Origin of the sequence: Sinomonas sp. P10A9 (assembly GCF_041022165.1) — a bacterium.
Lineage (GTDB): Bacteria > Actinomycetota > Actinomycetes > Actinomycetales > Micrococcaceae > Sinomonas > Sinomonas puerhi.
This window is the reverse complement of record NZ_CP163302.1, coordinates 417,142-439,470: the sequence shown is the minus strand read 5'-3', so window position 1 is coordinate 439,470 and position 22,329 is coordinate 417,142. Positions and strand designations below refer to the sequence as shown.

20 protein-coding genes are annotated in these 22,329 nt (G+C 68.1%); 1 reads left to right on the top strand and 19 read right to left on the bottom strand.

The features are described 5' to 3' along the window. Nucleotides 1–29 precede the first annotated feature (29 nt). From AB5L97_RS01955 to AB5L97_RS01940, 4 genes are all read right to left on the bottom strand, one after another. Nucleotides 30–866 (bottom strand): sugar phosphate isomerase/epimerase family protein, encoded by an 837-nt coding sequence (locus tag AB5L97_RS01955; protein ID WP_369046246.1) that lies wholly within the window; start codon nt 864–866, stop codon nt 30–32. Nucleotides 867–869: 3 nt separating this feature from the next. Beyond that, nucleotides 870–1,703 carry a carbohydrate ABC transporter permease gene (locus tag AB5L97_RS01950; RefSeq protein ID WP_307957096.1) on the bottom strand — a complete coding sequence of 278 codons (834 nt, stop codon included), beginning with the start codon at nt 1,701–1,703 and terminating at the stop codon, nt 870–872. An 86-nt stretch (nt 1,704–1,789) separates the two neighbouring features. Continuing rightward, nucleotides 1,790–2,845 carry a carbohydrate ABC transporter permease gene (locus AB5L97_RS01945; protein ID WP_369046245.1) on the bottom strand — a complete coding sequence of 352 codons (1,056 nt, stop codon included), beginning with the start codon at nt 2,843–2,845 and terminating at the stop codon, nt 1,790–1,792. Between the two features lie 28 nt (nt 2,846–2,873). Then, nucleotides 2,874–4,229, bottom strand: coding sequence for an ABC transporter substrate-binding protein (locus AB5L97_RS01940; protein ID WP_369046244.1), 1,356 nt, complete (start codon nt 4,227–4,229; stop codon nt 2,874–2,876). Between the two features lie 140 nt (nt 4,230–4,369). On the opposite strand from AB5L97_RS01940, the gene AB5L97_RS01935 reads away from it, so the two are divergent. Next, nucleotides 4,370–5,413, top strand: a complete 1,044-nt coding sequence (locus tag AB5L97_RS01935) for a LacI family DNA-binding transcriptional regulator (RefSeq protein ID WP_369046243.1) — start codon at nt 4,370–4,372, stop codon at nt 5,411–5,413. Nucleotides 5,414–5,433: 20 nt separating this feature from the next. On the opposite strand, the gene AB5L97_RS01930 is transcribed toward AB5L97_RS01935, so the two are convergent. The 15 genes from AB5L97_RS01930 to AB5L97_RS01860 form a co-directional block, all read right to left on the bottom strand. After that, nucleotides 5,434–6,450 carry a LacI family DNA-binding transcriptional regulator gene (locus AB5L97_RS01930; RefSeq protein WP_369046242.1) on the bottom strand — a complete coding sequence of 339 codons (1,017 nt, stop codon included), beginning with the start codon at nt 6,448–6,450 and terminating at the stop codon, nt 5,434–5,436. A 62-nt stretch (nt 6,451–6,512) separates the two neighbouring features. Next, nucleotides 6,513–7,679 (bottom strand): Gfo/Idh/MocA family protein, encoded by a 1,167-nt coding sequence (locus AB5L97_RS01925; RefSeq protein WP_369046241.1) that lies wholly within the window; start codon nt 7,677–7,679, stop codon nt 6,513–6,515. Nucleotides 7,680–7,712: 33 nt separating this feature from the next. Next, the gene (locus tag AB5L97_RS01920) at nt 7,713–8,573 is read right to left on the bottom strand and encodes a sugar phosphate isomerase/epimerase family protein (RefSeq protein ID WP_369046240.1); all 861 of its coding nucleotides are present in this window, start codon (nt 8,571–8,573) and stop codon (nt 7,713–7,715) included. Between the two features lie 249 nt (nt 8,574–8,822). Next, nucleotides 8,823–9,659 carry an ATP-binding cassette domain-containing protein gene (locus AB5L97_RS01915; RefSeq protein WP_369046239.1) on the bottom strand — a complete coding sequence of 279 codons (837 nt, stop codon included), beginning with the start codon at nt 9,657–9,659 and terminating at the stop codon, nt 8,823–8,825. Then, the gene (locus AB5L97_RS01910) at nt 9,656–11,551 is read right to left on the bottom strand and encodes a dipeptide/oligopeptide/nickel ABC transporter permease/ATP-binding protein (RefSeq protein WP_369046238.1); all 1,896 of its coding nucleotides are present in this window, start codon (nt 11,549–11,551) and stop codon (nt 9,656–9,658) included. The genes AB5L97_RS01915 and AB5L97_RS01910 overlap by 4 nt, the downstream gene beginning before the upstream one ends. After that, the gene (locus tag AB5L97_RS01905; protein WP_307957016.1) at nt 11,548–12,489 is read right to left on the bottom strand and encodes an ABC transporter permease; all 942 of its coding nucleotides are present in this window, start codon (nt 12,487–12,489) and stop codon (nt 11,548–11,550) included. Before AB5L97_RS01905 ends, AB5L97_RS01910 begins: the two co-directional genes overlap by 4 nt. 73 nt (nt 12,490–12,562) lie before the next feature. Continuing rightward, nucleotides 12,563–14,086 (bottom strand): ABC transporter substrate-binding protein, encoded by a 1,524-nt coding sequence (locus tag AB5L97_RS01900; RefSeq protein WP_307957017.1) that lies wholly within the window; start codon nt 14,084–14,086, stop codon nt 12,563–12,565. Between the two features lie 255 nt (nt 14,087–14,341). Beyond that, nucleotides 14,342–15,433, bottom strand: coding sequence for a Gfo/Idh/MocA family protein (locus AB5L97_RS01895; protein WP_369046237.1), 1,092 nt, complete (start codon nt 15,431–15,433; stop codon nt 14,342–14,344). A gap of 128 nt (nt 15,434–15,561) precedes the next feature. Next, on the bottom strand, nt 15,562–16,173 hold the full coding sequence (locus AB5L97_RS01890; RefSeq protein WP_369046236.1) for a dihydrofolate reductase family protein: 612 nt from the start codon (nt 16,171–16,173) through the stop codon (nt 15,562–15,564). A 94-nt stretch (nt 16,174–16,267) separates the two neighbouring features. Continuing rightward, nucleotides 16,268–17,221: a sugar kinase gene (locus tag AB5L97_RS01885; protein ID WP_369046235.1), complete on the bottom strand. Its 954-nt coding sequence runs from the start codon at nt 17,219–17,221 to the stop codon at nt 16,268–16,270. Continuing rightward, the gene (locus AB5L97_RS01880) at nt 17,218–17,871 is read right to left on the bottom strand and encodes a bifunctional 4-hydroxy-2-oxoglutarate aldolase/2-dehydro-3-deoxy-phosphogluconate aldolase (RefSeq protein ID WP_369046234.1); all 654 of its coding nucleotides are present in this window, start codon (nt 17,869–17,871) and stop codon (nt 17,218–17,220) included. Before AB5L97_RS01880 ends, AB5L97_RS01885 begins: the two co-directional genes overlap by 4 nt. A gap of 25 nt (nt 17,872–17,896) precedes the next feature. Continuing rightward, the gene (gene dgoD, locus AB5L97_RS01875) at nt 17,897–19,042 is read right to left on the bottom strand and encodes a galactonate dehydratase (protein WP_369046233.1); all 1,146 of its coding nucleotides are present in this window, start codon (nt 19,040–19,042) and stop codon (nt 17,897–17,899) included. Between the two features lie 3 nt (nt 19,043–19,045). Then, nucleotides 19,046–19,918, bottom strand: coding sequence for a carbohydrate ABC transporter permease (locus AB5L97_RS01870; protein WP_369046232.1), 873 nt, complete (start codon nt 19,916–19,918; stop codon nt 19,046–19,048). A 1-nt stretch (nt 19,919) separates the two neighbouring features. Beyond that, complete coding sequence (locus AB5L97_RS01865; RefSeq protein ID WP_369046231.1) at nt 19,920–20,873, bottom strand: carbohydrate ABC transporter permease; 954 nt, start codon at nt 20,871–20,873, stop codon at nt 19,920–19,922. Between the two features lie 139 nt (nt 20,874–21,012). Further along, nucleotides 21,013–22,299, bottom strand: coding sequence for an ABC transporter substrate-binding protein (locus AB5L97_RS01860; RefSeq protein WP_369046230.1), 1,287 nt, complete (start codon nt 22,297–22,299; stop codon nt 21,013–21,015). Between the last annotated feature and the right edge of the window lie 30 nt (nt 22,300–22,329).

The following is a 22,329-nucleotide window of genomic DNA, read 5'->3' as shown; positions in this document are numbered from 1 at the left end:
CGCTGGGCGCATGACGGCGCCGGCGTGGCTCAGCTGGCCTCGACGCCGGCCTTCTCGAGCACCTTCGCGAACGCACGGGCAGCCACGCCGAACGCTTGCGGGCCGCTGAATCCGCCGAGCTCGAACGCATTCGCGAGGTGCGGCTCGAGCGAGACGAAGCCGGCGTAGCCACTGTCGCGGAAGGCCTCGACGGTGGCGAGCAGCTCGCCGTCGCCCTCGCCAGCCGGGACCACGGCGCCCGTTGCGGCGAGCGCATCCTTGATCTGGAGGTAGACGGTGTGGGGGCGCAGCATCTCGTAGCCCTCGGTGAACGGCTTGACGCCCACCTGGACAAAGTTGGCCGGGTCCCACGCGAGCTTGAGCGCCGGCGAGTCCACCGACTCGACGATGTCCAGCACTCGCGACGGAACGTCCCCGAAGATGTCCTTCTCGTTCTCGTGGACGAGCACGACGCCGGTGCCCTCCGCCCGCTTTGCGAGCGCCGTCATCCGCTCGATCACCGCGTCGCGGGCCTCCTCGGGGGTCTTGCCCTCGTAGTAGAACGAGAAGATCCGGATGTAGCCCGCGCCGAGCACCTCGGCAGCGCGCAGCGCCCGGCCGAGGCGCTCGACCTCATGCTCCACGGGTAGCGCGATATCGACCTTCCCGATCGGCGACGCGATCGCAGAGACCTTGAGAGCCGCGTCGTCGAGGACCTTCTTGAGCTCGGCGAGCTGCTCCTCGGAGAGGTCCACGATGTTGGTGCCCCACGCGCTGCGGACCTCGATGTAGTTGGCACCGAGCGCTCGCATCACCGCTGCCTGGACACGCGGGTCGGCGTCGATCTCGTCGCCGAATCCGGACAGTTCCCACTTGGTGTCTGACACGGTCTACTTCACTCCTCCGGCGGTCAAGCCGCCCACTAGATACTTCTGGAAGAACAGGTACAGGATCACGACGGGCACGGCGCAGACGAGGGCCGAGGCCATCATCTGCCCGTAGTACGGAATCGCACCGCCCTCGGTGCTGGTCGCGAAGACCTGCAGCGCCACAGCGGCGGTCTGGGTGTCCGGGCGCGTCATGACCGACGCGAACAGCACGTCGTTCCAGCCGAGCAGGAAGGCGAAGATGCCGGAGACGATGATCCCGGGCCAGCTCAGCGGCAGGATGATCCTCGTCAGAATGCCCAGGTTCGACGCGCCGTCGATCCTCGCGGCCTCCTCGAGTTCCTTCGGCAGCCCGCGCAGGTAGGTGACCATCACCCAGGTCGAGAAGGGCAGCGCGAACGTCAGGTACGTCACGATGAGGCCCCAGCGGGTTCCGATCACTGTGACCCCGAGGTACGTCGCGGCCGAGGAGAACAGGACGAAGACCGGCAGGACGAGGAGCGTGCCGGGGATCGACTGCAGACCGAGGAGGCCGCGCAGCACCGTGAGGCGCCCGCGGAACTGGTAGCGGACCAGAACGTAGGCCGTGCCGATGGACAGGACCGCCGAGATCACCGCCGTGGCGCCGGCCGCGATGACGGAGTTCACGAGTGCGCTCGCAAGCCCCACGCTCGACCAGATCTTCACATAGTTGTCGAACGTGAATTCGGCGGGCCAGAAGTCGCCGCGGGCCACGGAGATGTCCGAGTTGATGCTCGCGAGGAAGATGTACACGATCGGGGCGAGGACGAACAGGCCGAGCACCGCGATGACGACGGTGAGCAGCCACCCCGGCATGAGGCGCGTGACCTCCGCCTGTTGGCGCGAGCCGGGCCTGTCAACGAGCGGATTCAGCGTTGTTTTCGTGACTGTCTGTGAGAGGGTCACTTGCGGCCTCCCTGGGATTCGGTGTCGTCAAGCCTGACGGCGCGGAGGTAGATGAAGAGGGGGATCAGGATGAGGATGAGCGAAACCACGGCCATCGCGGCGGACAGGCCGAAGCGGAAGCTCTGGAAGCTCGTCACGTAGGTCAGGATCGGGAGCAGCTCCACATCGTGCGGGGCGGGGAGCCCGAACATCACGTACGGCAGTGTGAAGTTGTTGATGTGGTTCAGCATCCCGATGATGAAGGCGAGGGAGACCGGACCCTTGAGGTACGGGAACACGACGTACCGGAGCTTGGTCCACCACAGGGCGCCGTCCAGCGCCGATGCCTCGTGCACCTCGTGGTCCACGGACTGCAGGCCCGAGAGTGCGAGCAGGTAGACGAACGGCCACGATGCCCAGACCTGCACGAAGATGATGGCCCCGTACGTGTTGGGCCCGTTGAGCCACAGCCCCGGGTCGATTCCGAAGAGGCCGAACGAGTGGTCTACCACGCCCTGCGGCTGGAACATCGTGCGCCACACGGTCGCGACCACGAAGGACGGCAGGATGTAGGGAATGAGGAAGACAGATCGCACGACGGCGCGGCCCTTGAACGCGTTCTGCGTCGCCACAGCCGCGGCGATGCCGATCGGCAGGGCGATGACGGTCGCGATGAACGAGTACGAGACGCTCAGCCAGACGGCGTGGAAGAGGGTGGTCTGGGTGACAGCCTCGACGTAGTTGCCGAACGCGATGAACGGCGAGGCGATCCACTGGCGCAGGGTGTACTGGTCGAGGTCCAGGAGGGACATGTAGAGGCCCAGCAGGAGCGGGATCAGGATGACGATGGTCATCAGGAGTCCGCCCGGCAGGAGCATCCACAGGGGACGGTTCCGCTCGGACAGGCCGCGGCGCGGCTTGTCCGGGGTGGGGGTCGGCACGGAGCTTCCCGAGCTGGTGCTGGTGCTGCCCGTGTTGGTCCTGTTGGTGCCGGACGGGGCGGGCCGGGCGGCCCGGCCCGCCGCGGATGCGGCAGGCCGGGTCTCCGGCGAAGGGGTGCTTGCAGTGTTCATGTCAGTCACGCGGGGTCGAGTCCGCAGCTCACTTCGCCCGGTCGAGGGACTGCTGGGCCTTGGTCTGCGCATCCTTGATGCGCTGGCTCAGCGCCGAGTCGGACACGTTGCCCGAGGCGAGGTCCGGGACGCTCTGGACCGTGACGTTGAGCAGGGCGAGCTGGATGTCGCTCCACGCACCGGTGAACGGGGTCGCGAACGACTGCTTCGCGGCGTCGGTGATCGGTGCCATGTGCGGCGCGGAGGTCAGGGACGCGAGCGCCTCGGCGTTCGCGGGCAGGTCACCGAAGGTCTTCTGGTAGTTCAGCTGCTCATCCTTGCTGGTGACGAGATTGATGTACGCGAACGCGAGGTCCTTGTTCTTCGAGTAATCCGCCACGACCACGTTGTCCCCGGAGAGGATCGACGCCGCGGGGGTCGCCCCGGACTTCGGCGACGAGTCGCCCGGCGCCGCGACGGGCATGAGGGCGTAGTCGTACTTGTCCTTGAGCGCCGACTTCTCGAGCGTCGGGATCGAGTTCGAAGTCGTCATCGGGAAGAACGCGGCCTTGCCGGCGGCGAAGTCTGCGAGCGCCTGGGCGTTGCTCCACCCGACCGAGGCGGGGTTGACGACCTTGTTGTTGGTCAACCAGCCGAAGTACGTCTCGTAGCCCTTCTTGACGGCCGGGTCGTCGAGCTTGGCCGTCTTGCCGTCAACGAGCGGGTTGCCCGCCTGGACTGACATGGCCCAGATGTACTTCCACGGGTCGAAGTTGTCCTTGTAGGCGACGGCGAGGCCATACTGGCCCTTGGCCGCGTCGGTGGTCTTCTTGGCCTGGTCGAGGAGGCCATCCCACGTTGTCGCGGGCTTGTCGATGCCCGCTGCCTTGAGGATGTCCTTGTTGTAGGCCATGACGAACGGCCGGCTCACGAACGGGACGCCCGCGAGGTGGTCCTTGTCCGGGCCGGAGATGCCGAGGGCAGCCTGGTTGAACCGGTCCTTGCCGCCGACCTTCTTCCAGTCGTCGTCGGTGAGCGTCACGAAGGCCTTGGTCGCGTAGGCCGTCGGCGTGAAGGTCGTGCCGAGCGAGTACACGTCCGGCCCCTGGCCGGACACCACCGACGTCTGGATGCGCGTGAGCTCGTCGTTGGCGGAAGTGAAGGTCTCGAACTTGAGGTCGGCGCTGGTCTGGGTCTTGAACTTCGCAGCGATGTCCGACATCCACTGCTTCTGCTGCTCGGGGTAGAGCGTGTTGACGTTGACCAGGACGTTGAGCGTCTTGCCGGCACCGTTGACGGCCCCGCCAGACGAGCCCCCTGACGAGCCGCCTGAACCGCAGGCTGTGAGGGCAAGTGCCGCTGCTGCCGCGACGGCGGCCAGCTTGGCGGAGGTGCGCATCCGCATGGTGTCTCCTCTTTGAGTACTCATTGCATCGGATTTCGTGACGCAGCCCACAACCGTGAGCAGCACTAGCGAGTCTAGGAAGAGCAAAACATGGCGGCAAGCGATTGCCAAAATTTGCCAAGCCTGCTCCAATGGAAGTCATGACAGAGTCTTCCGGGGCCATCGAGGCCTCCGAGCGGATGCCCACCATCCGCGACATCGCCGAACGGGCCGGCGTCGCGACGTCGACCGTATCCCGCGCTCTTTCCAACCCGCAGCGCGTCAACGCCCGCACCCGCGAGCGCATCGAGAAGATCGCAGCAGAGCTGCACTACGTGCCGAGTTCCCAAGCCCGCGGGCTGAGCTCGGGGCGCACGGGCATCATCGCGGTCCTCGTGCCCGACGTGACCAACCCGTTCTACTTCGACATCATCCGCGGCACGCAGAACCAGCTCAAGGCGGCGGGCTACACACAGCTGCTCGTCGACACTGAGGAGGCGACCGACGTCGAACTCGATGCCCTGCGCAAGCTGCGCCGCACCGCGGACGGAATCATCCTCGCGGCGTCGCGCCTCACCGATGTCCAGCTCACCGAGGCCGCGCGCCTCCAGCCGCTCGTGACGATCAACCGCGCGACGGCAGACGCCCCCACCGTGCTCATCGACACCCCCAGCGCTATGGTCCAGGCGCTCGAGCACCTCGCCTCGCTCGGGCACACGAGGGTGACCTACGTAGGCGGCCCGACGAGCTCGTGGTCGACACACCGCCGCTGGAAGGCGATCGAAGAGGCCGCCGCGCGGCGCGGGATGACGGCGACCCGCGTGGGGCCCTACTCCCCGAAGACCTCATCCGGTGCTGCAGCTGCCGACGCTGCCCTGCGCACGGGCGCGACGGCCGTCATCGCGTTCAACGACCTCATCGCGATCGGCATGCTCCAACGCTTCCGCGAGCGCGGCGTCCGCGTGCCTGAGGACATGAGCATCGTGGGCTGCGACAACATCTTCGGGGCCGACTTCTGCAACCCGCCGCTGACCACGATCGCCTCGCCGATCGAGCAGGCCGGGCGCACCGCCGTCTCGATGCTCCTCGCGCAGCTCGATCCGCTGCACGCAGCGACGGTCCGCAGGCTTGCCGTCATGCCCACCCACCTCGAGGTGCGGGCCTCGACAGGCCAGGCGCCCGCCCGCGCCGAGCACGCCGGCTGAAGCAGTCCCTCCTGGCCTTTCTACGCCGGGCCGAGGGAGCCGCGTTCGTGGAATACTGTCGCGAGGCCGTACGACGGCGCGCCCGGACCGCCGTCGTCGGCCGCCGTTCCGCGATCCGTGCTGCCCTCGATCCGCGCGAGCAGCATCCTGACCGCCTGGCCGCCAGCCTCGTTGAGCGGCGCGCCGATGGTCGCGAGGCGGGGCGACGTGAAGTCGGAGCCGCGGATGTTGTCGAAGCCGACGATGCTGAGCCGCTCGGGCACCGGCACGCTGCGGTCCTGGAGCTCCTGCAGGAGGCCGATCGCGATGAGGTCGTTGAACGCGATGACGAGCGAGCACCCGCTGGCGAGCACGTCATCGGCGAGCTCGGCCCCGCGTCGGCGTGAGGGCATGCCGGGCGGCGCCGAGACAGCCTCGATCCCGGCCTCGGCGCCCGCCGCCTCGAGGATGTCCCATCGACTCCGCGACATCCACGAGCTGCCCACGCCCGGAATGTAGAGCAGCCGGCGGTGCCCCAGCTCGGCCGCGCGCACGACGGCGGCCCTCACCCCGGGCGCGACGTCTGGCACAACGCTGGGCACGCCGTTGAGAACCCGGTTGACGACGACGGTCGGCTTGTCCCCCGCGAACTCGCGGATGCGGGCGTCGGGGATGCGCGGTGAGGCGAGGATGACGCCGTCGACCGCCGCCCGTACACGGCGCGCCCAGTCCAGCTCCGCCTGGGCCGAACGGAACTCCTCCCCGACGAGCACCACGTAGTCGACCTCCCTCGCGGCCCGCTCCGCGCCCCGCAGGATGTCCTGGTACACGGCATACGCGATGTCAGGGACGAGGAGGCCAATGGTCTGGAGACGCCCGGTCTTGACGGCCCGCGCGACGGTATTGACGTGGTAGTCGAGTTCGCGCGCGGCATCCTCAATGCGGCGTTGGGTCGCTGCACTCACGCGCCCGGGCCGGCTCAGGGCGCGAGAGACGGTCGACGCATTCACTCCGACGAGCGCCGCAATGTCGTAGATCGTCGCCTGGGGCTTGGGCACAGGGCCTCCTTTCTGGGTCCATGCTCCCAGAAAGGAGGCTTGCGCTGCGCCCCTTCAGAGGGCTACGCGCGCTCGGGGAACTTGCCCTCGGCGGCGATGCGCTTGTTGAGCTCCGCGAGGAACTCGTCCTCGTCGAAGTCCATCGAGACTTCCTTCCCGGTCCAGCTCGAGAGGTGGATCGCGTTGGCGAGCCGCACGCCGAGCATGCCGTCGGTACCCGGGGCAAGCAGGGGTGTGCCGTCGAGGATGTTCGCGGCGAAGTTCTCAAGCACGCCGGAGTGCTGGGCGCCCCACGCGGACTCGAACGCGATGGTCTCCTGCGTGTAGAAGTCCGCCGGGTTGAACTGGCCCTGGAACATCTTGCGGACATCGTCCATGTCCATGGCCTCGCTCAGCTCGCGCTCGGGCTTGTTCAGGCGTGTCACCACGGCGGTCTTGGAATCCTCGACGACGATCTTGCCCTGGTCGCCGAGGATCTCGAAGCGGTCGGTGCCCGTGATGTCGTGCGTCGCGGTCACGAAGACGCCCGTCGCGCCGTCACCGTAGTCGACCACCGCGGTCACCTCGTCCTCGACGGCGATGTTGCGACGGAAGCCGTAGGCGACCTTCGAGAAGACGCTCTGCGGGACACCGCAGATCCACTGCCACAGGTCCAGCTGGTGCGGTGCCTGGTTGACCAGGACGCCGCCGCCTTCGCCGCCCCACGTGGCGCGCCACTCGCTCTGGTCGTAGTAGCCCTGCGGGCGCCACCACGTGGTGATGATCCAGTTGGTGCGCTTGATCTTGCCGATCTCGCCCGCGTCCACGATCTCCTTGAGCTTGCGGTACAGCGGGTTGTTGCGCTGGTTGAACATGATCGCGAACGTCAGCTCGGGCCGGGTCCCAGCGAACTCGTTGAGCTCCTTGACCTGCTTCGTGTAGACGCCGGCCGGCTTCTCGAGCAGCACGTGGATGCCGCGCTCGAGGGCCTGGATGCCCATCTGCGGGTGGAGGTAGTGCGGCACGGTCGTGACGACGGCCTCGACCACGCCGGACTCGAGCATCGTGACATAGTCATCGAAGACTTGGACGTCCGGGTAGAGCTCGGCGATCTTCTCGCGCTTGGCCGGGTCGACGTCTGCGATGGCCGTGACCTCGATGTTCGGCACGAGGCCATCCGCGATGAACTTCGCGTACGAGCTGCCCTGCGCGCCGAATCCGACGACGCCGAGGCGGACTTTCCTGCTCATGGGTACTGTCTCCGTTCTGGTGTGAGAAGTCTCTTAGAAGAGGTTCTTGAAGCCGAGGGACACGAGGTTGTCGTGCGAGGTCTGCAGCACGTCGAACACTCCGCGGCCGTAGAGCTGATCCTGCTCCACGAGCAGGTACTTCGCTCCGGCGTCGATGGCGGTTGGGACGATCGAGGCGAAGTCGAGGTTGCCCTCTCCGACCTCCGCGAACTGGACAACATCCTTGAAGTGGCCCATGAAGGCGGCGAAGTCGCCGGACTCGTAGGCGGCGATCCCCTCCTCGGGGAGGGCGCCGATCCGGTAGTCCTTGAGGTGGACCATGGCCGTGCGGCCCGCGTACTTCTGCAGGGTGCGGACGGGGTCGAGGCCGCCGCGCTGGACCCAGTGGACGTCAATCTCAAGGCCGATGCTGGGGGCCTCCTCCGCGAGGATGTCCATGACGTAGCGGCCGCCCATGCGGGCGAAGTCCACGTGGTGGTTGTGGTAGTACAGCGTGACGCCATGGTCGGCAAGGGCCTGGGCCGCCTTCTCGACGCGCTTCGCGTAGTCGACCACGCGGTCCTCGCTGCGCAGCTCGGACATGGGGAGCATGCCGATGCGGAGCATGTCCGTGCCGAGGCGCTTGCAGTCCGCGGCGGCACGGTCTATGTCGACGGCGAGCGCGTACGGCGTCGCCCCTTTCTCGCCGTCGAGCTGCGCGGACAGCGCGGCGAACTCGACACCGAGCTCGCCCCGCGACCGCTCAAGCTCGGCAATATTCTTCTCGTCCATTGGGATCTGCGAAACCTCGACGGCCTTGTACCCGATGTCCGCAACCTTGCGGAGCGTCTCGAAGGGGCCGATCTCCGCGAAGCTGTCCTTGAGCATCATCGCCTGTACGCCGATCTTGGCCATGGTTCTCCTTAGTATCGTTCAGTGTCTTCTGGGGAGTCGTGGGGTCTTGCTTGATTCCCGGGGCGCCGCGACGCTGTCCGACGACGGGATCGCGGTGCGCGGCATCACACGCATCGTTCCACCGTATCCCCGACGGCATCACACGGAAACCGTTTGCCATCTGGTTGCCACGACGACGGCAGGCGGGACCGCGAAGGCTCCCACCCGCCGTCGTGCGCCCGACCTCGCCGGACCTCCCGGACCCTACGGCTAGCTGCCGACGGCGAGCAGCGCCTTCCGCTGAGCGCGTCGCTCGGCCTGCCGGTCCGGGTCCGGGACGGGAGAGGCGAGCAGGAGCCGCTGCGTGTAGGGATGCCGCGGATCCCGGGTGACCTGCTCGGCGTCGCCCTGCTCAACGATCTCCCCGTGGTACATGACCGCGACCCGTTCGCTGATGTGGCGGACCACGTCGAGGTCGTGAGAGACGAACAGGTAGGAGACCCCGGTGTCCTGCTGGATCTGCAGGAACAGGTCCAGAACGCGGGCCTGGGTCGAGAGGTCGAGGGCGGAGACCGGCTCGTCACACACGATGAGTTTCGGCGCGAGCGCGAGGGCCCGCGCGATCGCGACGCGCTGGCGCTGGCCGCCCGAGAATTCGCGCGGGAGGCGGTGGATCGCATCGGCCGGCAGGTTCACGTGGTCGAGCAGCTCCCGGATGCGTGCACGGGCGTCGGAATCGCTCTTGCCCTGCACCTTGAGCGGCTCGGCGAGGATGTCGCCGATCGTCATGGCGGGGTTGAGCGATGTGTACGGATCCTGGAACACGACCTGGATGTCGCGCGACAGGCGTCGACGCTCTGCCCGGGAAGCATGCCCGATGTCCCTGCCCTCGAAGAGGACCTTGCCGCCCGTGACCGGGGCCAGGCCGAGGAGGGCCCGGCCGAGCGTCGTCTTCCCCGAGCCGGACTCGCCGACGAGACCGAGGGTCTCCCCCGCGCCGATCTCGATGCTCACGCCCTTGAGCGCGCGGAACACCTTGGCCCGGAACCCCTTGCCGGGGTACTCGACGACGAGCCCGTCGACGTTCAAGAGCTTCTGCTCGCTCATCGGGCGGCCACCTTCGTCAGCTGGGTCCTGGGCTCCTTGCCCTCGAGCATCGAGGCGAGGAGCATCTGCGTGTACGGGTCCTTGGGAGAGCGCAGGATGTCACGGACGGGACCCTCCTCGACGAGGCGGCCGTTCTGCATCACGACCACGCGGTCGCAGAGGTCGGCCACGACCCCGAAGTTGTGGGTCACGAGGACCATGCCCATGCCGAGCCGGCCTTGGAGCTCGCGCAGGAGGTCGAGGACCTCGGCCTGGACCGTGACGTCGAGCGCCGTCGTGGGCTCGTCGGCGATGATGAGATCCGGCTCGCAGCTCATCGCGCCGGCGATGAGGACACGCTGGGCCATGCCGCCGGAGACCTCATGCGGGTACGCGGCGAAGGTGCGATCGGGGTTCGGGATGCCGACGTCGGCGAGCAGCTTGAGCGCGCGGGCCTTGGCCTCCGCCTTGGTGATCTTGAGGACGCGGACCATGGGCGTCACGAGCTGGTAGCCGACCGTGAAGGCCGGATCCAGGTTGCTCATGGGCTCCTGCGGGATGTACGCGATCCGCTTGCCCCTCAGTCGCCTGACCCGGTCCTCGTCCACCCGGTCGTCCGCGGGAGCGACGGTGTACGCGCCGTCGAACTGGATGGTGCCGGCCACGATGCGGGCGTTGTCCGGCAGGAGGCCGAGGATCGAGAACGCGGTCTGCGACTTGCCGGAGCCCGACTCGCCCACGATGCCCACGATCTCGCCGCGGTCAACATGGAACGAGACGTCGTCGACCACCTTCTTGACCGTCCCGTCCGCCTGCGGATAGCCGACGCCGAGGTGGGTCACCTTCACGAGGTGGTGCTCCGTGCCTTCCGCGACTGCAGGCGTGCCTGCGACCGGTCGAGACTTCGCGACCGGGCGCACCTTGGCCTGGTGCGGGACCACGTCCGCGCCCGACGTCGCGCCCATGGCCGCGCTCGTCGCGGAACCGAGGGCTGCGCCGATGACTGCTGCCGATGCGGCCGCGGCCTTCTTCCCGCTGGCCTTGTCCGCATCCTCGAGCGCGTCGCGGATCGCGTTGCCGAGGAGCACGAGGGCGCCGATGGTCAGGGCCATCGCGAGGGCGGGCCAGAGCAGGACCTGCGGCGCGAGGTAGACGTTCTTGAAGCCGTCGTTGAGCATGACGCCCCATGTGGCCTTGGACGGGTCGCCGAGGCCGAGGAACTCGAGGCCGGACTGGATCGCGATCGCGATGCCACACACGGCGGCGGTCTGGATGATGATCGGCGCGCGCACGACGGAGAAGATGTGGCGGCCGATGATGCTCGCGTCCGAGAGACCGGCGACGCGCGCGGCGTCGACGTAGAGCTCGTTGCGGACCGACTGCACCGCGGAGCGCGTGAGGCGGAAGTAGCTCGGGCTGATGAGGATGCCGAACGCGATCATCGCGGTCCACACGCTGGGCCCGAAGGCGGCGCGGATCGTGAGGAGGACGATGAGTCCGGGCAGGCTCATGAGGATCGAGACGACCCAGTTGCTGGCGGTGTCGAAGAATCCGCCGTAGTAGCCGGCGATGAGGCCCGTCGGCAGCCCGATCGCGATGGCAACCGCGGCGCACAGGAGCGCCGAGAGCAGCGTCAGCTGGGCGCCGTACGCGAGCCTGCTGAAGATGTCGCGGCCTGCGCTGTCGGTCCCGAGGATGTTGACGCCGTCGGGCATGGCCATCGGTTTGGCGAGGTTCGCGTAGTTCTGGTCGAAGGGCGCGATGACGGGCGCGAAGACCGCGAGCACGAGCATCGCGAGGAGGATCACGGTCGCGGTCACGCCGAGGGGGTTCTTGAGCAGGCGCAGGAACACGTTGGAACGCACGACCGTGCCGTTCTGCCCGGTTGCGGGGGATGTGGCCTGTGTGGTCATGAGACACGCACCTTGGGGTTGAGCCAGCCGTTGAGCAGGTCGACGACGAGATTGACGATGATCACCACGACGACCGTGTACATCACGACGCCCATAACGACGGGGAGGTCGCCGAGGCTCGTCGAGGAGACGGCCATAGGGCCGAGACCCGGGAGGGCGAAGATCGTCTCGATGATGAGGACGCCCCCGAGCATGCCGATGAGCTGGAGGCTCAGGACAGTCAGGCCCGCCGGGGCGGCGCTGCGGAGCACGTGCTTGAAGAGGATCTCCCCCTCGCCGATGCCGCGCGAGCGCAGCGTACGGACGTAGTCGCGCTCGAGCTGCTTGATGACCGCGGAGCGGATCTGCTGCGCTCCGCCGGTGACGCCGTTGAGGACGAGGGCCAGGACAGGCAGGGTGAGGGACGCGACCCAGGCGTCCACGCCGGCGTCGGGCGCGATGGTACTCGTGGCAGGGAACAGCTGGAGCTTGATCGCAAGGAACGTCACGAGGATGATGCCGATGACGAACCCTGGGATCGCATCGCCGAGGACGGCGCCCACTTGGACGACGCGGTCCACCCAGCCGCGCTTCACCGCGGCGGCGACGCCGATGAGTGCGGCGATGACGGCGATGAAGGCCATGGCGACGAACACCATGGTCATCGTGATCGGGAGGCGGTTGCCGATCGCATGGGCGACCGGCTCGGACGTGAACCACGAGGTTCCGAGGTCGCCCTGGAGGGCGTTCCCGAGCCACGAGAAGTACCGCGCAGCGAGCGGCTCGTCGAGGCCGAGCTCGTGAGCCTTGGCGGCCACCTGCTCGGGCGTGGCCTGATCGCCCACGATATTGCGGGCGATGCTGCCGCTCGAGAAGTAGAGCAGGACGAACGTGAGGACTGAGACCGTCAGCAGGACGATGAGGCCACTGACAAGGCGTTTGAGGATGAAGGGGATCATGGGGTTGCTCCGGGAGTGAGTGCTGGATTGGCGGCGGTGGCCGGGGCCGGGATCCCGGCCACCGCCGTCGTGGCTACTTGGCCGGGGCGTAGTTGTAGATCGACGGAACGGCCTGCTGGATCTGCGGCGTCACCGTGACCTTCTTGGAGTTGACGTAGTACATCTGGTTGACGCGGTAGAAGGGCGCGAACCAGGCGTTGTCCGTGACGTACTTGTCGACCTCCTGGGCAGCCTTGCCGGCATCCTTGCCGGCGGTCTCGACGGCGTCGATCTTCGCCTGCAGCTCGGGCGTCGTCGTCTTGAACGGGTTGTACAGGGCCTTGGTGGAGATCATCTGGTTGATCGCCACCCACGGCTCACCCTGGAACAGCTGGAAGTACATCGCCGGGAACTTCTTGGCCGCGATGTCCGACGTGTAGGTGGTCGGGAGTGCGGCACCGGCGTTGAACGTGACACCGACCTCGCTGAGCTGCTGCTTGACGGCTGCGAGGAGCGCCTCGGACCCCGGAAGGGTCGGAACTTCGATCGTGACGCCGGTCTCAAAGCCGGCTTCCTTCAGCAGCGCCTTGGCCTTCTGCGGGTCGTACGGGTAGGCATTGTCGAGGGTGTCCACGGATGCGCCGCTTGCCAGGCCGAAGACCTGGGCGGTCGGTGTGCCCTGACCGAACATGATCGTGTCCAGGAGCTGCTTGCGGTCGATGGCGTAGTTGATCGCCTGGCGTACCCGGACGTCGCCGAGCGGCTTGTTGACCTCGCCGTTGCGGTCGAAGAACAGGAGCCCCGCCCAGTCCACCTGGTTGGTCACGAGCTTCAGGCCCGCGCCGTCGGCCTGCTTGCCCGTCTTCGGGTCAAGGAGGGTTCCGTCGACCTGGCCAGAGACAATCGCGTTGACGCGGGCGGTGGGGTCCTGGAGGTACTTGAGGGTGACCTTCGAGAACTTCTGGAGGTTCTTGTTCCAGTAGTTCGGGTTCGCCGTGAAGACGTACTGGGATCCGGCAACCGACGTGGCCTTGTCCATGATGTAGGGGCCGCTGCCCACTGGACCGGTCTTGACCTCAGGCGTCCCGATCGCCTTGGGGCTCTCCATGAGCCCCGCGGCCTGGCTCATGTAGTACTCGAGCGAGGGGTCCGGCTTGGACAGGTCGATCTCGACCTTGGCCGGGTCGAGGGCCTTGACTTCCTTGACTGCCGAGAGCTGCTGCATCTGCGGACCGTTGGCCTTCTTGAAGTTGTCCATGTTCGCCTTGACCGCGGGCGCATCGAACTTCGTCCCGTCGCTGAAGGTCACGTCCGTGCGCAGGTCCATCGTGAGGACGGTGTTGTCGGCGTTGTACTGCCACTTCGTGGCGAGCATCGGGCTGAGCTTGCCGTCCGGCTCACGCAGGAGCAGCGAGTCATACGAGAACTGGTACGGCTGCAGCAGGTGGCCCACGTGTGCCTGGGACGAGTCCCACGAACGGATGTCGGTGAGGATGCCCAGGGTCAGGGGCTGGGGACCCGCGGCCTGTCCACTGGCGGCACCGGTACCGCTGCCGCAGGCGGTCAGGGCAAGGGTTGCTGCGGCCACCACGGCCGCGGCGCTCACGCGTAACTTCATTGTCAAGCTCCTTCGGAAGGGTGCGGTGCCCGGCGACCCCCACATCACTGTGTGAGAGCGATCACAACCGGTCTCAACCCACCGTATTGGCAGTCGATTGCCATTGGCCAACGCTTGCCAAATCTTGCCTTCCGATGTCGTAATGTCTTCGTCACGGGGCACAGTCGAGCCCATGCTGGCAGTCCACCGGGCCCACCCGATGGGCGACATGCCAGCCAGAGCCAGCCCGCGCCGTCGTGCGCCTACGCGAAGAAGCTAGACCCACTCCCCCGCCGGGTATGAACGCGAGTACACGTCCTTGATGAGCCGTAGGGACTCGGAAGCTTCCTCGGCCCCGATCCAGAATCGCTCGCCGGAGCGCACGGCACGGTAGAAGTCCGCGACGAGCAGCCAGTGCGAAGCACCCCAGTACGAGCGTTCGCCTGGCAGCGCACCAGCCTCCTCGACGGTGTCGAGGCGTCCGTCCGCGTACTGAACCGAGAGGGCTCCGCGGAGCCTCAGTTCGGCGGCCTCGGTCTCGATGTGCAGCGTCACGGGAGCGTTGCGTCCATTGGCATTCGTGGCGAAGAAGGCGCTGCGCACCGGCGAGCCGTCGGAGCCGCGCGCATGGTCCAGGAAGATGTCCGCGGTGTCCTCAACCTCGATCGTGTCCGCGAGGGTGCGCGTCGATGCGCCGCCGCCCACAACAGTGGCCGGGCCGACGAGCCACTGGAGCAGGTCGAGCGTGTGGATCGCCTGATTCATCAGCAGACCCCCGCCGCTGCCGGCCCACGTGCTGCGCCACGGCTTCGCCTCGTAGTACGCTGCCGGGCGGTGCCACATGACCGTCGCCTCCGCGCCCGTGACCGCGCCGAGGGTCCCGCCCTCGAGCAGGCTGCGCATGGCGACGACCGGCGCGTTGTACCGGTTTTGGAAGCACACGCCGAGCTGAGTGCCGCCCTCGCTGAACGCCGTACGGGCTGCGGCGATGAGCCGCTCGGCGTCGCCGAGGGTATGGGCCACGGGCTTCTCGGTCAGGACGTGGACGCCGGCGGCGAGCGCCTCGAGGGCGAGCGGGACGTGCTCGCTGTGCGGGGTGCACAGATGCACGACGTCGATGCCTCCTCCCGCGAGCGCCTCGCCGAGGGTTTCGTACCCCGGCACGCCGTGCGCACCCGCCGCGGCCCCTCGCCGCTGCGGGTCGAGATCGACGACGGCGGCCAGCCTCGCGGTCCCCTGTGCCGCGAGGCCCCCGATCGCGGCGAAGTGCTGGGCCGAGATATCGCCGCAACCCACCACCGCGGCACGGAGGGGTCCGGGCTCAGGGGACGATGCGGAAGGCCGGGACGGCGGCACGGAGTTGGGCATGAACCCACGCTAGTGACGCGGGTCCCGAACAGGCAACCGCTTGCCAAGAGGTTGCGAGCCGATGCAGAGCGGACCTCCCGGAAGAGGACTCCCCTCCGACTGCGGAATCCCGCTCCCGTAGGCTCTGCTCAGCCGTGGCTGGCTCGGCGGTAGCGGATGTGGGTGGCCAGCAATGAGTGGAGCACCTCGACGGGCTCGAAGCCGAAGGTCGCGACGCCGTCGAACATCCGCTCGCCGCTGCCGAGCAGGACGGGCGCGATGTCGAGGGCGAGTTCGTCGATCACGCCGGCGTTGAGTGCCTGTCGAACGGTTGAAGCACCGCCGGCGATGTCCACGCCGTTCCCGTCAGCCGCTTCGAGCGCTCGCGCGTATGCGGCGTCGAAGCCCCCGGTGACGAAGTGGAAGGTGGTCCCGCCCTCCATCTCGATCGGTTCGCGGGCATGGTGAGTGAGCACGAAGACCGGGGCGTGGTACGGCGGCTCGGGTCCCCACCATCCGTCCCAGGGCTCGGTCCACTCGCCGCGGATCGGCCCGAACATGTTCCGCCCCATGACGTACGCGCCGCGCCGGCGCATGAGCCATCCCGTCGCTGTGCTGTCGGCCTCGGTGGCGCGCGGGTCGCCCATATGCCAGCCGTGCAGCTCGCCGCCGCGTTTGCCCAGCGGATTCTCCCGGCTCTGCTCGGGTCCGGCAACGAAGCCGTCGAGCGAGATCGACATGTGGCAGGTGGTATCGGACATCAGCATCCCAGGAAGCAGTTGCACGTGACACCCGTCACGGTAGCAGGTTGCCGCGGATCGCACGCACTGCCGCGGGGCGGCAGGAGCCGCGGCCTCAGCGGTGCGTCTCTCCCTGCCCGAGATCCAGCAGCCCGAGCTCGTCGCGGCGAGGGAGTCCCTCCCAGTCGCCGAGCTGCCCCACGGCGAAAGCGCCCAGGAGATTGCCGCGGCGCAGGCGCCCGTCTGCGTCCTCGCCGTCCAGCCGCGCGGAGAGGTACCCGGCGGTGAACGCGTCACCGGCGCCCACGGTATCGACGGCCCTCACGGGAAACGCAGGCGCCGTGAACACGCCCTGTGCGGTGTACGCCCGGGCACCGGCAGCGCCGAGCTTGGCCACCACCTCGCCGACCCCCCTGGACAGCAGCTCGGCCGCCGCCGCCTCGACGGTCTTCCCCTCGGGCGCCACGAGCACGAGCTCCTCCGGGGATCCGATGACCACCTCTGCCCCCTCGATGAGCCGCGGCAGCACCTCGGCCGCTTCCGGTGCACTCCACAGCTTCGAGCGGAAGTTCACGTCCACGGAGAACGGCACCGATCGACGTCGGCACGTCTCGGCAGCGTGCAGGACCGCGGCGCGGGCCCGCTCCGAGAGCGCGGGCGTGATGCCCGTGAGATGCAGCCAGGCCAGGTCGCGGTCGAGGAGCCGGTCAACGTCGTGCGGGGTGAGCTGGGCGCCCGCCGAGCCCTTGCGATGGTAGAACACGCGGGACACGTCGGGCGTGCGCGCCTCGAGGAACATCACGCCCGTGGGCAGCACGTCGCGGCGCACGCGCGAGGCGTCAACGCGCTCGGCGGCAAGGCTGCGGAGGAGGAACTCGCCGAGCTCGTCGTCGCCGAGCACACCTCCCCACGACGCCGCGTGGCCGAGCCTCGCGAGCCCGACGGCGACATTGAGCTCGGCGCCGGCAGCGTGCATGGTCAGCGGGCTGCCGATCGCGAGCGGCCCGGCGGACCGCACCGAGACGAGAGCCTCGCCGAACGTCACAACTGTCCCCGCACTGCGGGTCACCGCGGCTCCTCGAGCTCCCGCGCGGCCGAGACGAAGGCCCGCGCCCGCTCTGCGAGCCCGTCCGCGCTTCCGCCGCGGGCGCCGTTGCCCACGAGGGGACCCCCGGCGCCGATCCCGAGCGCACCTGCGGCGACGTACTGGGCCAGCTGCTCGAGGCCCATCCCGCCGACGGCGAGGAACGGGATGTCCGGGAACGGCTCGGTGAGCGCCTTGAGGTAGCCGGGGCCCGCAGCGGAGCCGGGGAAGAGCTTGACCGCCGCGGCGCCCTGCCGCCACGCCTCATAGGACTCGGTTGCGGTGAAGGCGCCCGCGAGGACGGGAACACCCAGCCCGGCGGCGTAGGGGACCGCCTCGGTCACCGCCGGCGTCACGATGAACGTCGCCCCCGCGGCAATTACTGCGTCGACGTCCTCGAGCGTGAGCACGGTGCCCGCACCGAGGTACGAGCCCGCCGGGACGTCGGGGACGACGGACGCGATCGCGTCGAGCGTGCCCGGCGTCGTGAGCGCGATCTCGACGAGCCGTATGCCCTCGCGGAAGAGGATCCGCGCGGCGTCGGCGGCGTGCTCTGCGGAATCCCCGCGGATGACGGCGACCACGCGGCTCGCGCGGATCACGTCGAGGAGGGTGGGGGTATCGAGGGTGCTCATGGGTGCCTTTCCATAGCCGAGCTGGTCACCATTCCGCGAACGATCCATCCGGGTGCCTCCACACCGGCCCGCGCCAGGCATGGCCTCGCTGGTCGGCGTCCCGGACGGCCGCCTCGTCCACCTCGATGCCGAGGCCCGGACCCGTGAGCCGCTCGATACAGCCGTCCACGAACGCCAGAGGCTCCTTGTCCACCACATAGTCCAGCACTTCGGCGCCTTGGTTGTAATGGATGCCGATGCTCTGTTCCTGGATCAGGTAATTGGGGGTCGAGAAGCCCACCTGCAGGCAGGCCGCGAGCGCGAGGGGACCGAGGGGGCAGTGCGGGGCAAGCTGGACGTCGAAGGTCTCGGCGAGCGCGGCGATCTTGCGGACCTCCGTAATGCCTCCCGCGTGGCTGAGATCGGGCTGTGCGACGGCGATGCCGGCCTGCAGGACGGGCAGGAACTCCTGGCGGGAATAGAGCCGCTCGCCCGTCGCGATGGGGATCGCGGTGGACTCTGCGATCCTTCCGATGAGGTGCGAGTTCTCCGGGGCCACGGGCTCCTCGAGGAAGAACGGGTGCAGGTCCGTCAGGAGCGACGCCGCGCGGCGCGCCGTCGCGAGTGTGAATCTGCCGTGGAAGTCCACGGCGACGTCGCGGTCGGGGCCGAGCACCTCGCGCGCCGCGGCGACACGGCGCACGACGGCGTCGAGCTCGCCGGCGCTGCCGTTGGCGGACATGCGCCCGGACGCGTTCATCTTGACCGCGGTGAGCCCCACCTCGAGCTGGGCCGCGATCGCGTCGGCGACCTCGTCCGGCTCGTCGCCGCCGACCCAGCCGTACACGCGGATGCGATCACGCACCGGCCCCCCGAGGAGCTGGTGGACGGGCGCGCCGAAGTGCTTGCCGGCAATGTCCCACAGGCCCTGGTCGAGGCCGGCCACGGCGCTCGCGAGGATCGGGCCGCCCCGGTAGAACGATCCCTTCGTGAGGACCTGCCAGTGGTCCTCGATGCGCAGCGGGTCCCGCCCGACCAGGAGTTCGGAGAGCTGGCCGACGGCGGTGCGCACCGTCTCGGAGCGGCCCTCGCACGTGGCCTCTCCCCACCCCACGATGCCGGTGTCGGTCTCGATCCGGACGAAGAGCCACCGCGGTGGGACGAGGAACGTCTCGATCCGTTCGATCTTCACGCGTCAGCCCTTCGTCGCACCGGCTGTGAGGCCCGAGACGATGTAGCGCTGCGCGAAGAGCGCAACGACCATGATCGGCAGCGTCACGACCGTCGCCGCGGCCATGAGCCCGCCCCAGTCGATGCTCGCATAGGAGACGAAGTCGAAGATCGCCACCGGCAGGGTCTTCGTCTTCGAGCCCGAGAGCACGAGCGCGAACATGAAGTTGTTCCACGAGAAGATGAAGGCGAGGATGCCCGCCGTCGCCATGCCCGCCACTGAGAGGGGGAGGGTGATCCTCCGGAACGCCCCGATCGGCGTCAGCCCGTCCACCTGGGCCGATTCCTCGAGTTCGAGCGGCATCGAGTCGAAGTAGCCCATCATGATGTACACGATGAGCGGCAAGGCCACGAACATGTGGCTCAGGATGAGCACCTCGAACCCGCCCACCATGCGCAGGTTGGAGAACACGTAGTACCACGGCACGAGCAGCGAGACACCCGGGATCACGCGGGCCATGAGCACCACGAGTGCCGAGCGGTGCATCGTGAACCTGCTCATCGAGTACGCGGCGGGGACGCCGAGGACGAGGGAGAGCAGGGTCGAGACGAACGCGACCCAGAAGCTGTTCACGACGAACACGAAGTAGTTGTTCCGGGTGAGGACGTTGACGTAGTTCTCGAACGTCGGAGCGAACACGAACGACTTGGACGGGTCGTAGATGTCCACATTGGTCTTGAGCGAGGCCAGGACCATCCAGATCAGCGGCAGCAGCAGCGCGACCACCGTGACCACGAGGGCCACCGTCCGGAAGGCCGGGTACGCGCGGGTCGAGAGCGGCCGACGGCGTGTGGCGGGCAGGGCGCCCGCGGCGGGGAGCGGCGTCGTGCGCGCCATCTCAGGCCTCCTTCTTCTTGTTCCTGCGGCCCGTCAGCGCCCACATGACGCCGATGATGAGCAGGAAGAACAGGATCAGCACGGTCGAGGAGACACCGTACTGGTTGTAGTCGAACGAGAGTCCGTAGGCGTAGACGTTGAGGGTCTCGACCTCGTTGAACGAGCCGCCGCCCTTGCCTTTGGTCGCATAGAGGATGTCGAAGGTCTTGAGCGCGTCGATGCCCCGCAGGAGGATCGCGACGATCACGGTGGGCATCATGAGCGGGAGCGTGACGAACCAGAAGCGCTGCCACGTGCTCGCGCCGTCGATCTTCGCGGCCTCCTGCGGCTCCTCGGAGAGCGAGGTGAGGCCGGCGAGGAGGATGAGCGCGACCATCGGCGTCCATTGCCACACGTCGATGAACATCGTGGTCCACAGCGCCGTCTCCTGGCCCGCGAGCCACGGCTGGGGCGGGATGCCGAACCAGCCGATCACCTGGTTCGCGAACCCGATGTTGGGATCGAAGATGAGCCGCCACATCATGCCGACGGCCACCGGGGTGGCGACGAGCGGGAGCAGCACGGCGACGCGGACCCAGCGCTCGCCCTTGAAGGGACGCCACAGCAGGAGCGCGATGCACATGCCGAAGACCACCTCGAACACGAGGACGACGCCGGTGAACAGCACCGTCCGGCCCACGGCTGGCCAGAACCGCGTGGTATCCGTCAGGACGGTCGCGTAGTTCTGCAGCCCGATGAACTTGGCGGCGGCGCGGACCGAGCCGTGCGAGTCGGTGAGGGACAGCCAGGCGGTCCACACGAGCGGGAAGATGATGAGGACCGCGACGAAGATCATGGCGGGGGCCGCGAAGAGCCACTTGCGGTGGCGGTTGGCCCACGCGGAGAAGGCCGAGGTGGGCTTGGGCCGCGGCGGCGCGGCCTGCGCGCTGGTCGGCTCGAGGGTGGTGGAAGTCATGGATTACCTCGCCAGAGGGACGGTCAGAGTGGGTGGGCCCCCGTTAGGCCTGGGGTGCCAGGGTGCGGGGTGGCGGGGGTGCCGGGGCGCACGACGTCGGCCGCGCGCCCCGGCGGGGTGCCGTTGTGCTCTCGCCGGGCTACTTGTCCGTGCCGAGGAACGTCGAGAAGGCGGTCTGGGCGTCGTCGGCCGCCTTGCCCGAGTCGGCGCCGGTGATCGCTGAGACGATCGGTGCGCCGACGATCTCGCGGGCCTTGCCCACCGTGATGACCTCGGGGCGGTCGTGGCCCACACCGTTCTGGGCGCTCACAGCGATGGCCTCGGCGAGGTCCTTCGGGTACGTGGACGTGCCCTCAGGGCTGGCCCAGACGGACGTTCGGGCACCCGGGACGCCGGCCTTCTGTGCGGCGAGGGTCCGCTCCTTGGACGTGGCCCACTGCACGAACTTCCACGCGTTGTCCTTCTGCTTGGAGGCATCGTTGACGCCGAGCGCCCAGGATGGGATGTTGTACGGCTTCGAGCCCGCCGGGCCGGCGGGGAGCGGCGCGAAGCCCACCTTGTCGGCGACCTTGGACTTCGCGGGGTCAGTGGCGTTCTTGTAGAGCGAGTCGGCCTCCGTGTAGAAGGCGGCCTTGCCCTGCGTGAAGATTGCCATGGCCTCGGGCCAGCTCATGTCCGTTGAGACGTTGGCCGGGCCGTTCTCTTTGATGAGGCCACCGTAGAACGCGTAGGCCTTCTTGGCGGCGTCCGTGTTGACCGAGGCCTTGCCATCCTGGGTGAAGTCGCCGCCGTAGCTGTAGAGGAAGCTCGAGAACTGCGTGACGGCGGTGGACTTGCCGGTGCGGGCCACGAAGCCCGCGGTATCCGGGTTGGCTGCCTTGATCTTGGCGGCGGCTGCCTTGAGCTCGTCCATGGTCTTCGGCACTGCGACGCCCGCCGACTGCAGGATGTCCTTGCGGTAGTAGAGGACCTCGCGCTCGGTGATGATCGGGACCCCCACCACCTTGCCGTCCGCCGTGGTGGCCTTGACCGGACCGGCCTGGAAGTCGCTCCAGTCCCACGAGGAGTCCTGCTTGACGTTGCCGGTCAGGTCCGCGAGGTACCCGTTCTTCGCGAACAGCTTGCCCTCCTGGAGCGGGCGGTACATCATCACGTCGATCTCGTCCGTGCCGGCGTTGAGCTTGACGTTGTACTGGTCCGAGAGCTGGTCCTCGCCCAGCTGCGTGAGCTCGACCTTGATGCCCGTCTGCTTCTCGAACTCCGGAATGGCGGCCTTGATCTGCTCGGTCCAGACGTGGTTGGCCAGCGTGACGCGCAGGGGCGCCGAACTGTCGCTTGCGCCGCTGCCGCCCGATCCGCACGCCGCGAGCCCGAGGCTCGCGACCGCGGCGACAGCGGCGACCTTGATGAACGATGGAACCTTCATCGGTGATCTCCAATCTCTCGGACCGCTTCC

What these genes read in the sequence shown, in the direction of transcription:
- AB5L97_RS01950 (WP_307957096.1), bottom strand. Translation starts at nt 1,703, where the DNA reads ATGCCGGGGTGGCTGCTCACCGTCGTCATCGCGGTGCTCGGCCTGTTC.
- AB5L97_RS01945 (WP_369046245.1), bottom strand. Translation starts at nt 2,845, where the DNA reads ATGAACACTGCAAGCACCCCTTCGCCGGAGACCCGGCCTGCCGCATCC.
- AB5L97_RS01940 (WP_369046244.1), bottom strand. Translation starts at nt 4,229, where the DNA reads ATGCGGATGCGCACCTCCGCCAAGCTGGCCGCCGTCGCGGCAGCAGCG.
- AB5L97_RS01935 (WP_369046243.1), top strand. Translation starts at nt 4,370, where the DNA reads ATGACAGAGTCTTCCGGGGCCATCGAGGCCTCCGAGCGGATGCCCACC.
- AB5L97_RS01925 (WP_369046241.1), bottom strand. Translation starts at nt 7,679, where the DNA reads ATGAGCAGGAAAGTCCGCCTCGGCGTCGTCGGATTCGGCGCGCAGGGC.
- AB5L97_RS01920 (WP_369046240.1), bottom strand. Translation starts at nt 8,573, where the DNA reads ATGGCCAAGATCGGCGTACAGGCGATGATGCTCAAGGACAGCTTCGCG.
- AB5L97_RS01915 (WP_369046239.1), bottom strand. Translation starts at nt 9,659, where the DNA reads ATGAGCGAGCAGAAGCTCTTGAACGTCGACGGGCTCGTCGTCGAGTAC.
- AB5L97_RS01910 (WP_369046238.1), bottom strand. Translation starts at nt 11,551, where the DNA reads ATGACCACACAGGCCACATCCCCCGCAACCGGGCAGAACGGCACGGTC.
- AB5L97_RS01905 (WP_307957016.1), bottom strand. Translation starts at nt 12,489, where the DNA reads ATGATCCCCTTCATCCTCAAACGCCTTGTCAGTGGCCTCATCGTCCTG.
- AB5L97_RS01900 (WP_307957017.1), bottom strand. Translation starts at nt 14,086, where the DNA reads ATGAAGTTACGCGTGAGCGCCGCGGCCGTGGTGGCCGCAGCAACCCTT.
- AB5L97_RS01895 (WP_369046237.1), bottom strand. Translation starts at nt 15,433, where the DNA reads ATGCCCAACTCCGTGCCGCCGTCCCGGCCTTCCGCATCGTCCCCTGAG.
- AB5L97_RS01890 (WP_369046236.1), bottom strand. Translation starts at nt 16,173, where the DNA reads ATGTCCGATACCACCTGCCACATGTCGATCTCGCTCGACGGCTTCGTT.
- AB5L97_RS01880 (WP_369046234.1), bottom strand. Translation starts at nt 17,871, where the DNA reads ATGAGCACCCTCGATACCCCCACCCTCCTCGACGTGATCCGCGCGAGC.
- AB5L97_RS01870 (WP_369046232.1), bottom strand. Translation starts at nt 19,918, where the DNA reads ATGGCGCGCACGACGCCGCTCCCCGCCGCGGGCGCCCTGCCCGCCACA.
- AB5L97_RS01865 (WP_369046231.1), bottom strand. Translation starts at nt 20,873, where the DNA reads ATGACTTCCACCACCCTCGAGCCGACCAGCGCGCAGGCCGCGCCGCCG.
- AB5L97_RS01860 (WP_369046230.1), bottom strand. Translation starts at nt 22,299, where the DNA reads ATGAAGGTTCCATCGTTCATCAAGGTCGCCGCTGTCGCCGCGGTCGCG.